10 protein-coding genes are annotated in these 11574 nt (G+C 61.1%); 5 read left to right on the forward strand and 5 right to left on the reverse strand.

Annotated features, from left to right (window positions below; translation table 11 throughout):
• Positions 1 to 215 precede the first annotated feature (215 nt).
• The 4 genes from recQ (at position 216) to VGK14_RS07965 (ending at position 4460) form a co-directional block, all read left to right on the forward strand.
• Complete coding sequence (gene recQ / locus VGK14_RS07950; protein WP_331508465.1) at positions 216 to 2045, forward strand: DNA helicase RecQ; 1830 nt, start codon at positions 216 to 218, stop codon at positions 2043 to 2045.
• A gap of 53 nt (positions 2046 to 2098) precedes the next feature.
• Positions 2099 to 3586 carry a malate dehydrogenase (quinone) gene (gene mqo, locus VGK14_RS07955; protein ID WP_331508466.1) on the forward strand — a complete coding sequence of 496 codons (1488 nt, stop codon included), beginning with the start codon at positions 2099 to 2101 and terminating at the stop codon, positions 3584 to 3586.
• 143 nt (positions 3587 to 3729) lie between these two features.
• The gene (locus VGK14_RS07960) at positions 3730 to 4155 is read left to right on the forward strand and encodes a hypothetical protein (RefSeq protein WP_331508467.1); all 426 of its coding nucleotides are present in this window, start codon (positions 3730 to 3732) and stop codon (positions 4153 to 4155) included.
• Complete coding sequence (locus VGK14_RS07965; protein ID WP_331508469.1) at positions 4155 to 4460, forward strand: hypothetical protein; 306 nt, start codon at positions 4155 to 4157, stop codon at positions 4458 to 4460. The genes VGK14_RS07960 and VGK14_RS07965 overlap by 1 nt, the downstream gene beginning before the upstream one ends.
• Before the next feature lie 27 nt (positions 4461 to 4487).
• Here VGK14_RS07965 and VGK14_RS07970 read toward each other — a convergent pair whose 3' ends face one another.
• Both VGK14_RS07970 and VGK14_RS07975 read right to left on the reverse strand, forming a co-directional pair.
• Positions 4488 to 5807, reverse strand: coding sequence for a DEAD/DEAH box helicase (locus tag VGK14_RS07970; protein WP_331508470.1), 1320 nt, complete (start codon positions 5805 to 5807; stop codon positions 4488 to 4490).
• A 128-nt stretch (positions 5808 to 5935) separates the two neighbouring features.
• A complete protein-coding gene (locus tag VGK14_RS07975; protein ID WP_331508471.1) occupies positions 5936 to 7249 on the reverse strand; it encodes a DEAD/DEAH box helicase in 1314 nt (437 codons plus the stop codon).
• Between the two features lie 262 nt (positions 7250 to 7511).
• Here VGK14_RS07975 and typA point away from each other — a divergent pair, with 262 nt between their 5' ends.
• A complete protein-coding gene (typA, locus tag VGK14_RS07980; RefSeq protein ID WP_331508472.1) occupies positions 7512 to 9329 on the forward strand; it encodes a translational GTPase TypA in 1818 nt (605 codons plus the stop codon).
• A gap of 45 nt (positions 9330 to 9374) precedes the next feature.
• Here the strand turns inward: typA and VGK14_RS07985 are convergent, their stop codons facing one another.
• From VGK14_RS07985 to VGK14_RS07995, 3 genes are read right to left on the reverse strand one after another with little or no spacing between them, the layout of a single operon-like run.
• Positions 9375 to 10202, reverse strand: a complete 828-nt coding sequence (locus VGK14_RS07985; protein ID WP_331508473.1) for a diguanylate cyclase — start codon at positions 10200 to 10202, stop codon at positions 9375 to 9377.
• 52 nt (positions 10203 to 10254) lie between these two features.
• Positions 10255 to 11061, reverse strand: a complete 807-nt coding sequence (locus VGK14_RS07990; RefSeq protein ID WP_331508474.1) for a M48 family metallopeptidase — start codon at positions 11059 to 11061, stop codon at positions 10255 to 10257.
• On the reverse strand, positions 11058 to 11564 hold the full coding sequence (locus VGK14_RS07995) for an SH3 domain-containing protein (protein WP_331508475.1): 507 nt from the start codon (positions 11562 to 11564) through the stop codon (positions 11058 to 11060). The genes VGK14_RS07990 and VGK14_RS07995 overlap by 4 nt, the downstream gene beginning before the upstream one ends.
• Between the last annotated feature and the right edge of the window lie 10 nt (positions 11565 to 11574).

An 11574-nucleotide genomic window follows, 5' to 3' on the forward strand; every position in this document is an offset into this window, starting at 1 on the left:
AACACGCCCTAACTCAAGATCACTCGCGTCGTCAGAGAAATGGGCGCCCTCTCATTGCTCGAAGGCGCATGCAGCAAACTCAATGATGGGCTGAGCACTGCGGATGAAGTGCTGCGCGTGCTCGGCGCGCAGCAGTCGGGTATCAGTCCTGGGGACTAACGACTTTCGACTGGCTGAGGTATCCTGCGAGGTTCTTCGATGATCTCCTGGTTCACATGTCGTCCTCCGCCCGGCAAATCCTCCACGACGTTTTCGGCTATGCCGACTTTCGCGGCGCGCAGCAATCCATCGTCGAACATGTCGCGGCCGGTGGCGATGCGCTGGTGCTGATGCCTACCGGCGGCGGCAAGTCGCTGTGCTACCAGATTCCCGCATTGCTGCGTTCCGGCATAGGTCTCGTGGTGTCGCCGCTGATCGCGTTGATGCAGGACCAGGTCGACGCGTTGAAGCAACTCGGGGTGCGGGCGGCCTTCCTCAACTCCAGCCTGGACGCCGAGGCCGCGCGTGCGATTACCGGCCAGCTTCATCGCGGCGAACTGGATATGCTTTACGTTGCGCCGGAACGCCTCTTGATGCCCAACTTCCTGGCGCTGCTGGAGCAGGTGCAGGACGGGCCGGGGCTCGCCCTGTTCGCGATCGACGAGGCGCATTGCGTCTCGCAATGGGGGCATGATTTCCGGCCGGAATACCGTGCGCTGACAGTGCTGCACGAGCGTTTTCCCGATGTGCCGCGCATCGCACTGACGGCCACTGCCGATGCGCCGACGCGGGCCGAAATCGTCGAACGGCTGGCGCTGGAAGATGCCCGGCAGTTCGTTTCCAGCTTCGACCGCCCCAATATCCGCTACCGCGTCACGCAAAAAGCCAACGCCCGTAGCCAACTGGAGGCATTCCTCGAGGCCGAGCATCCCGACGACGCGGGCATTGTCTATTGCCTGTCGCGTAAGCGCGTGGAGGAAACCGCGGAATGGCTGAAAGCGCGCGGCTGGGATGCGCTGCCTTACCACGCCGGCCTGGACACCGCGACGCGCAACGCCAACCAGCGTCGTTTTTTGCGTGAAGAAGGCGTCATCATGGTGGCGACGGTCGCGTTCGGCATGGGCATAGACAAGCCCAACGTGCGCTTCGTCGCCCACCTCGACCTGCCCAAGAGCATGGAGGGCTACTACCAAGAAACCGGCCGCGCCGGCCGCGACGGCCTGCCCGCCGACGCCTGGATGGCCTACGGCCTGGGCGACGTGGTCAGCATGCGCCAGATGCTGGATTCCGGCGAGGCGCCGGAGGAAAGAAAACGGGTAGAGCGGCAAAAACTGGACGCGCTGCTGGGCTTCTGCGAATCCACCGCCTGCCGCCACCAGACCATACTGCGCTACTTCGGCGAAGAGCATCCGGGCGATTGCGGGCAGTGCGACAACTGCCTGGAGCCAGTGGACACCTGGGACGCCACGCAGGCCGCGCAGATGGCGCTATCGTGCGTCTACCGCACCGGGCAAAGATTCGGTGTCGTGCACCTGATCGACGTGCTGCTGGGCAAGACTACGCCAAAAATCGAACAATTCCGCCACCAGGCCCTTTCCACCTACGGCATCGGCCAATCGCTCAATCAGGCGCAGTGGAGCAGCGTGTTCCGCCAGCTGGTCGCAGCCGGCCTGCTCGAATCCGACATGCAGGCCTATGGCGGCCTCAAGCTTACCGAAACCGCCCGCCCGGTGCTGAAAGGCGAGCGGGAAGTCTGGCTGCGCCGCGACGCCGAGCCCGCCCGCCGCAAAACCAGCAAGGCCGAACGCGCTTCTCGCGCCAAGGAAGCCTTCGCCGGCGCGCAAGACGATCCGCTATGGCAAGCGCTCAAGGCCAGGCGCCTTGAACTGGCAAAAGAGCAGGGCGTGCCGCCATATGTGATTTTTCACGACAGCACCTTGCTGGAAATTCTCAACCGCCGCCCCGGCAGCCTGGCCGAAATGGGACAGATCAGCGGGGTAGGCCAGGCCAAGCTGGCGCGGTACGGGGATGCGTTTTTGCAAGCGCTGGAAGAGGCAGAAGGTTAAAATAGCGATCTACTTCATCATTCCGCATGCATTCGTAAAGGCTTCAAATAGTCATGTCTGAAACTACCGTCGATGTGTTGCTGGTCGGGGCCGGCGTCATGAGCGCCACCCTCGGCATGTTGCTCAGACAATTGGATCCCGCATTCAGGATCGTCATGGTAGAGCGGCTGGATGAGGTGGCGCAGGAGAGCACGGACGGCTGGAACAACGCGGGCACCGGTCACGCGGGCTATTGCGAACTGAACTACACCCCGCAGAGCGCGGATGGCAGCATCGAAATCGGCCGGGCATTATCCATCAATGCCGCCTTTGAAGTCTCGCTTCAGCTTTGGTCCTGGCTGGTCGAACAGAACGCGCTGCCTGCCCCACGCACGTTTATCAACCCTACACCCCACCAAAGCTTTGTCTGGGGCGAGGCCGACGTCGCCTTTTTGCGCCAGCGGTTTGAACGCTTGAACCGGCATCATCTGTTCAAGGACATGGAATACAGCGAGGATCTCAGGGTTCTCGGTACATGGATGCCGCTGGTGATGCGCCAACGGGATGCAAGCCAGGCGGTGGCCGCCACGCGGGTAAGCTACGGCTCGGATGTCGATTTCGGCACCTTGACGCGGAGCATGGTGAAGTCGCTTGAGCAGCATCCCAACTTCACACTGATGCTGGGGCATGCCGTGAAGGCGCTGAAACAGCAAGCGGACGGGCAGTGGAATGTCCGTATCGAGGATAGACAGACCGGAAAACTTAAAACGATAAACGCCGGCTTTGTTTTTCTCGGCGCCGGCGGCGGCGCGCTGCCCCTGCTGCAAAAGTCGGGCATCCCCGAAAGCAAGGGCTACGGCGGCTTTCCGGTCAGCGGTCAATGGCTGGTCTGTAAAAACCCGGATATCGTGAGGCAGCATCGTGCCAAGGTGTACGGAAAAGCACCCGTGGGTGCACCGCCCATGTCGGTTCCGCATCTGGATACACGCATCATCGGCGGTGAACCCGCGCTCCTGTTCGGGCCTTATGCGGGCTTCACTACCAGGTTTTCCAAACAGGGTTCGCCTCTCGACCTGCTGGCCTCGGTCAAGCCTAACAACCTCAAGTCCATGCTGGGCGCCGGTTTGCATAATATCGACTTGACGCGCTACCTGATCGGCGAAGTGTTCCAGTCGCACAAGGAACGGGTTGATGTCCTCAGCAACTTCTACCCGGAAGCCAACATGGATGACTGGACACTCGCCACCGCAGGGCAGCGCGTCCAGATCATCAAAAAGTGCGGTCAAAAAGGCGGGAAACTCGAATTCGGCACCGAAATAGTCGCCTCCGAGGATGGCTCCTTGGCCGCGCTGCTAGGTGCATCCCCCGGCGCATCCGTCTCCGTGCAAGCCATGATCAACGTGATCGAGCGCTGCTTCAAAAACCGGATGCATCACGGAGACTGGCAAGCCAAGCTGAAAGAAATGGTGCCATCCTATGGCGAATCCTTGGTCGAAGACGCGGAGTTGCTCCAGGCTGTACGCAAGAGGACACTGGCCACATTGGGCTTGAACCAGGCGTAAACCCGATGTGGCGGCGTATTGGAATGCTATAGATTGCAGAGAGTGAAATAGTTGCACATGAGAGATTGATGCCAGAGTTAAGGATTTTTGCAAACTGGCGGTGCAGACAGCCTCGGTTGCCGCGCATCTTCCGAGGGAGTGGCATGGATACGCTTGAAATCCGGTGGTTCTTCCGCCTGGTCGAGAAATGCGGAAAATCCCCGGCCGAAAGGTTGGTGGCTGTTTTCGCCATTGTCGAGAGCTTGGTTCAATCGCCAGAACTCCGCGAAAAGCTGATGCAGGAGTTTCCGGGAGATGTGCATTGCCTGTATGCGGCCCTGGAACTGAAAGAGTTTCTGACGGGATTGGCGGCGGCAAATATCGCCAACCCCACCGGTTTGGCGCATCAGTTGGCGATTTTGCTGCAGGGAGCGATTGCCGAAGAGCTGCGCAATCCGCATACCGGCGCCTTGCGCGAGGCCGCAAAAGTGGCCCAGGTGGTGATTGAAAAATCTGGCAAAAAATCCGCGGTGCAGAATGCCGGCTGGATGTCTGTCGGCGGCGTGGCTGCGCGCTGCTGTTATCGCTGATGGGCTGGCAGGCGGCTGAGCGGGCTCCGGCACATGCCGCCCCGATGGCACATGTGGCGGCGTTGAGAGCACCGCAAGCCATGCCGGCCGGGGTAAGCCCCGACGAGATCGACGCCGTGCTGGTGCTGCCGCCGGGTCAGATGACGGCCTATATGAATGTGGTCGAGTTTCGCACGCCGGATGACCCCGCCGCGGATCGCAAGAATATTCGGGAGTTTCTGGCCTGGTTCAACAAGATACAATCCACCGAATGCTATGACCCGCCGATCAATGGCCATACCGCCGTGACCTGGAAGAAAGGCTAGCGCCGAACCCGTCCGACGCGGACTCTCTCAGTGCTTGACGATCAGCCCGCCAAGCAGCGCGGCGATTTGTTTCTTGGGCTTATTGGGACGGAAAACGGGGCGGTCTCCGGCAAGCACCGCGGTTGCGGAGGGCTCGTAAGGCTTATGGAACCAGTCGTCCACCGGGGCGGTTTTTCTGCCTGATGCTGCGGGGCGATGCGCGCGCGGGGCGGCCGCCGCAACCGTGGCCCGCTCGCGCGGGAATTCGCGCTTGAGCAGTTTCTCGATATCCTTCAGCAGTCTTTCCTCTTCGCCATCTATCAGCGAAATCGCTTCGCCGGAAGCCCCGGCACGGCCGGTGCGGCCGATGCGGTGGACGTAATCCTCGGCGTTGGGTGGCAGTTCATAGTTCACCACCAGCGGCAACTGGTCGATATCCAGCCCGCGCGCGGCGACATCGGTGGCTACCAGCGCGGTAATCTTGCCTTCCTTGAAGGCATCCAGCGCCTTGATGCGTTCCTGCTGGCTCTTGTCGCCGTGGATGGCGTCGGCAGCAATGCCATCTTTTTCCAGCATGCGCGCCAGCCGCGCCGCGGTCAGTTTGGTGCGGGTGAACACCAGTACCTGCTTGACGCCGCGTGAGCGAATCAGGTCGGCCAGCACGCTGAATTTGTTGGCCTGATCGACCAGATAAACCGATTGCTTGACATTTTCTGCCGCGGTGTTGCGGCGCTCGGCTTCAACCGTGACCGGGTTGATGAGAAAGTCGTGCGCCAGTTTCTTGATGTCGTCGGAGAACGTGGCCGAGAACAGCAGCGTCTGGCGCTGTTTCGGCAGCAGGGCGAGGATGCGCTTCAGGTCGGGCATGAAGCCCATATCCAGCATGCGGTCAGCTTCGTCCAGAATCAACACCTGCACCTGATTAAGCTGAAGATTTCTGCTTTCGACGTGGTCCAGCAGCCGTCCCGGTGTTGCCACCAGAATTTCCACGCCTTTCATCAGCGCGGGCTTCTGCGTCTTGATGTCGATACCGCCGAATACGACAGTAGAGCGCAGCGGCACATGTTTGCTATAGGTTTCTACGCTTTCCTCGACCTGGATCGCCAGTTCCCGCGTTGGCGCCAGAATCAGCGCGCGGATCGGGTGTTTGGCCGGCGAGGCGCTGGTGCTGGCTTGTGGCAGCAGGAGTTGCAGCAGCGGCAGCGTGAATGCTGCCGTCTTGCCGGTACCGGTCTGCGCCATCGCCATCAGGTCGCGGCCGGCCAGAACGTGGGGAATGGCCTGCGCCTGGATCGGCGTCGGTTCGGTGTAGCCCTCTTCTTCGATGGCCCGCAGAATCTGGGGGGCGAGGTTGAGGGATGAAAACATGATTTTCGTTGCTGAGGAATCTTCCATATGTGGCGTCAGTGATCCTGAAAATGCTTTTTTACCATAGGGAACACGGGAATTTCAAATATGAGCTTCCGTGTCCCCGTGGTTCAAATGCTGTCCCGGAATTAGGCAAAATTCCCGCGGCGCTTGGCAGCCGGCTTGGCGTCATGCCAATGCTTGCCGCCGTTGCCTGCGCTCTTGTTGCCGTTGCCGAAACCGCTGCGCGGTGCGCCGTTGCTGCTGCGCGGCTTGCCGTTGAACGGTTTTTTGTGCGCGCCGGCAGGCTTGGCCGACGGTGCCCGCATTTGCGGCTCCAGGCCGGGGATGACTTCCGCTTCCAGGCGCTGGCCGGTCAGGCGCTCGATGCTGTACAGGTGGCGACGGTCGGCCATCGAGGCGAACGATACCGCGATGCCGGTGTTGCCGGCGCGGCCGGTGCGGCCGATGCGGTGCACGTAGTCTTCGGCCACCTTGGGCAGGTCGAAGTTGATCACGTGCGTGATGCCGTTGACGTCAATGCCGCGGGCGGCGACGTCGGTGGCTACCAGCACGCGCAGGTCGCCGTGGCGCAGCTTGGTGATGGTGCGGTTGCGCGCGCCCTGGTTCATGTCGCCGTGCAGCGCGGCAGCCTTGTGACCCTGCGCGTACAGGTCTTCCGCCAGCGCATCGGCATCGCGCTTGGTGGCGGTGAACACGATGGCCTGGCGCAGGTCGACGTCGGTGAGGATGTGCTGCAGCAGTTTATGCTTGTGCGACAGGTTGTCGACGAAGTGCAGCTTCTGTTCGATCTGCGCGTGGCGGGTATGTGCGGTGGCTACTTCGATGCGTTGCGGGTTGCGCAGCAGCTTTTGCGCCAGGCCGGCGATGCTGCCGTCCAGCGTGGCCGAGAACAGCAGGGTCTGGCGGCTGGCCGGCGTGGCGGCGGCAATGCGCTCGACATCCTCGATGAAGCCCATATCCAGCATACGATCGGCTTCGTCCAGCACCAGTACTTCCAGGCGCGAGAAATCGATGCGGCCGCGCTCCATGTGATCGATCAGGCGGCCGGGAGTGGCGACCAGGATATCCACCGGCTGGCTCAAAAGCTTGTTCTGCACCGGGTAGGGCATGCCGCCGACGATGCTGACGGTGCGGGCGCGCATGAATTTGCCGTATTTGCGCGCGGCGTCGTTGACCTGCGCGGCGAGTTCGCGCGTCGGGGTCAGTACCAGCACGCGCGGACCGCGGCTGCGGCTATCGGACGGGGTGGCGATGCGGTGCAGCGAAGGCAGCATGAAAGCGGCGGTCTTGCCGGTGCCGGTCTGGGCGGACGCCATCAGGTCGCGGCCTTCGATCGCAGCGGGAATTGCCTGCTGCTGGATCGGCGTGGGTTGGGTGTATCCCGCCTCCTGCAATGCTTTGAGGATGGAAGGGTTCAGATTCAGAGATTCAAAAGACACAAGTTTTCCTTAATGAAAGGAATGAAAAACGCGCAAGCAAGCGGAGTCCGAAAGAGTTCGGGAAATATGGTATTGCCGGCGCACGGGCATCGTCGCTAACCGGCAATCTATAAACCAGGAAAATACTGGTGAGGGAGGTCAGGGATCGATGAATCGTCAGCTAACGTCAGCTGATTCGAAGTCGCGCATTCTACGTTGATTAATCGTTATGTCAACACTTATGTGCTAGAATGCGCGCCTTTTTTCAATACGGTTCAAACACATGTCTCGCGCTCTCAGAAACATCGCCATCATCGCCCACGTCGACCACGGCAAGACCACCATGGTGGACAAACTGTTGCAGCAGGCCGGCACTTTCGCCGCGCACCAGCATGTGCAGGAGCGCGTGATGGACAGCAACGACCTGGAAAAGGAGCGTGGCATCACCATCCTTTCCAAGAACACCGCGGTGGATTACGACGGCGTGCACATCAACATCGTCGACACCCCGGGGCACGCCGACTTCGGCGGCGAGGTGGAGCGCGTGCTGGCGATGGTCGACGGCGTGCTGCTGCTGGTGGATGCGGTGGAAGGCCCGATGCCGCAGACCCGTTTCGTCACCAAGAAGGCGCTGGCCCTCGGTCTGCGCCCCATCGTCGTCATCAACAAGGTGGACCGCCCCGGCGCGCGCGTTGACTGGGTGATCAACCAGACCTTCGATCTGTTCGACAAGCTGGGCGCGACCGAAGAGCAGCTCGATTTCCCGGTGGTTTACGCTTCCGCGCTCAACGGCTATGCCAAGCTGGACATGGCCACCACTTCCGATAACATGCGCCCGCTGTTCGATACCGTGTTGAAGCACGTGCCGGCGCCGGTGGTGGATGACGCGGGCGGCCTGCAACTGCAGATCAGCAACCTCGACTATTCCACCTTCGTCGGTCGCATCGCCATCGGGCGCGTCGCGCGCGGCCAGATCAGGCCGGCGATGGACGTCATCATCATGAATGGCGAAAAACAGGTGGGCCGCGCGCGCATCAACCAGGTGATGGGTTTCCAGGGCCTGGAGCGGGTACAGATGACCGAAGCCGGCGCCGGCGAGATCGTGCTGGTGACCGGCATCGATGAAATCGGCATCGGCGAAACCGTGTGCGATCCGGATCATCCGGAAGCATTGCCGATGCTGTCGGTGGACGAGCCCACGCTGACCATGAATTTCCAGGTCAACAATTCGCCGTTCGCCGGCCAGGAAGGCAAGTTCGTCACCACGCGCCAGATCCGCGAGCGCCTGAACAAAGAATTGCTGACCAACGTTGCGCTGCGCGTGGAAGATACCGCGGATACCGACGTGTTCATGGTCTCCGGCCGCGGCGAACTGCACCTGACGATTCTGCTGGAAAACATGCGCCGCGAGGGCTATGAACTGGCAGTTTCGCGCCCGCGCGTGGTGTTGCGCGAAATCGACGGCGTCAAGTGCGAGCCATATGAAGCGCTGACGGTGGACGTCGAGGAAACTCACCAAGGCGCCGTCATGGAAGAACTGGGCCGCCGCAAGGGCGACCTGACCGATATGGCCTCGGATGGCAACGGCCGTACCCGGCTTGAATATCGGATCCCGGCGCGCGGCCTGATCGGCTTCCAGTCGGAGTTTCTGACGCTGACGCGCGGTACCGGGCTGATGAGCCACGTGTTCGACGAGTATGCGCCGATAAAGCAGGGCGACCTCGCCGAGCGCCGCAACGGCGTGCTGATTTCCGCCGAGCAGGGCGATGCGGTAGCCTATGCGCTGTGGAAATTGCAGGATCGCGGCCGCATGTTCGTCAGTCCGGGCGATCGTTTGTATGAAGGCATGATCATCGGCATCCACAGCCGCGACAACGACCTGGTGGTGAACCCGATCAAGGGCAAACAGCTCACCAACGTGCGCGCTTCCGGGACCGACGAGGCGGTGCGTCTGGTACCGCCGGTGCAGATCACGCTGGAGTCTGCGGTGGAGTTCATCGCCGACGACGAACTGGTGGAACTCACCCCCAAAACCATCCGTATCCGCAAGCGCCACCTCACCGAGCAGGACCGCAAGCGCGCGATGCGCAGCGACGCGTAAACCGATTCGGCCCCCGGTGCAACAGGGGCCCGGGTCTTTATTGCCTTATATCGCGGCGGCGGCCGATTCCGTATCGCTGTAGCTGGTCAGCTGGATATTGTCCTTGCCGGCCAGCTTGTTTTCATGGATCAGGTTGTCTACCAGATCGAGTGCGTGTCCGACCGAGCCCGGCGACTTGTCGAAGGCGATGGCGCCGATGCTGAAAGTGATGCCCCAGCGATGCTCCTGCATCGCGTCGTTGAGTTTGGTCCTGAGCTTTTCCAGCACGGTCATGGCTTCGTGCTTCATGATCAGCGGGAACAGCAGCGCAAATTCGTCGCTGCCCAGGCGCGCAACGATGTCGGTGGTGCGGGTGTTGAGTTCCAGCGTGCGGGCGACGGCGATCAGCAGATTGTTGCCTTCGCTATGCCCCAGCGTATCGTTGATGCGCTTGAAGTGGTCGCAGCTGATAATCGCCAGGGTATAAGGATGGCCAAACCTGATCTGGCGCCGGATTTCCATGTTGAGGACGTCGTAGAACCCGACCCGGTTCATCGCGCCGGTAAGAAAATCCTCGCGGCTGATCCGATGCAGTTTGCGGTGGTCCTCGCTGAAGCGGGCGGTCAGGCAGGCCACTCCGAGAAACACCACCAGAAACCCGAAGGTGTTGATATACAAGGCCAAACGCGAACCCGCCGGCATGCCCGCGTAGAAGTCGACGCTTAGCAGCATCACGGTTGCCAGCAGTGAAAAGGCGATCCCCCACATCAGGCCGCCCGTCCAGCTGACCAGCGCGACAGGAATGAAAAAATAGATTCCGATCATGATCTGCTGGCTGACCAGATGGTTCAGCAGGTAAATAATGCCCATCAGCACAGCCGCTGCGATTTGCATCCAGATTCTTTCGTTATCCATTGCGCTACCCCCAGTAGCTTGCGGCTGCGGATCAGTTTTTGATTTTGTAGAAACGCTCCGTCAGCGTCTTGCCTTCGCCGATATTGTCCAGACGGTCGCCGATGGCATCGCCCAGCTTCGCCAGTCTATCATCAGGATGCGGATGGGTCTTGAACAGCAGCGCTACCCGGTTGTCATCCTTGCCGGCATGGCCGATTTCCTGCAGCACTTCAGGCAGTCCATACGCATCGTAGCCGGCACGGGCACTCAGCACGACGCCGATGCGGTCGGCCTCGAACTCGGCATCCTTGTCCAGGCTGCGGGCGAAGATTTCCGCTCCGCTGCCTACCAGCTTTTTCACCGTATCGTTGTTCTTGCCGGCCTTGTCGCCCAAGAGGCCGGCTCCGGCATCGAGGAACTGTTGTTTCTGCAGCAGCTTGAGTTGGTGCTTTTTGACGACATGGCCGATTTCGTGGCCGAGTACGCCGGCCAGTTCGGCCTCGTTTTCCAGTTTGCGGTAGAGCCCCTTGGTGATCAGTACATTGCCGCCAGGCGTGGCGAAAGCATTGATGTCTTCGCTTTCGATCACGCCGAAGTGCCACGGCAGGTCGGGGCGCTCGCTCTGCAGCGCCACCCAGCGGCCGACATGGTTGACGTATTTCTGCAACTCGGCGTCATTCACCAGTGGTGCTGCGCCCAGCAGATTGCCGGCGATTTCGCGGCCGATCTTGATTTCGTCTTCCTTGGAAGTTTTGCCCAGGTTCAGGCTTTTGCCGCCCAGCGCCTTGCCCAGATCGAAAGCCTGGGCGGGCAGGGCACACACGACTAGCATCGCGGCGAGAGTGATAGAGCGTTTCATTGCACACCTCCTTGTGTGGCGGGGGCGGGTAGATAATCCAGCTTGCGCGGTTTCAGGCTGCCTGCCGCGGCGAACTGTTGTGCCTCCGCACCGGAGATGCCGTTGCCCTCCAGCTTCCTGATTTCGTCTTCACTGAATTTGGCAGCTTTCAGGTCTTCCTCGCTCAGGCCGCGCACGCCGGTCGTCGACACCACCTGCCCGGTGCCGGACCGGCCAGTGGCGAGCCCGAGCACGCCAGCGGCGTCATTCGATTTGCCGAGCGTGCCGCGCTTGACTGAGAGTAGCCGCACCCAGCCGCTGTTTTTCGCGGTCTTGATCTTGAGCCAGGCGCCTTTTTTCTCGAGGATATCCAGTTTGTCGCCGCGCGTGAGGCTGCCGACAGGCCGCGCATCGCTATAGGGTTCCGCCATGAGGCTATCGTTCTTCAGCGCAGTCCCGGTTTCCGCTGCACTGGCGGCCGTGGCGGCCAGTAGCGCAAGCGTGGTGATGAGGATTTTTTTCATAAATGCTCCG

Source organism: Novimethylophilus sp. (assembly GCF_036504375.1).
Lineage (GTDB): Bacteria > Pseudomonadota > Gammaproteobacteria > Burkholderiales > Methylophilaceae > Novimethylophilus.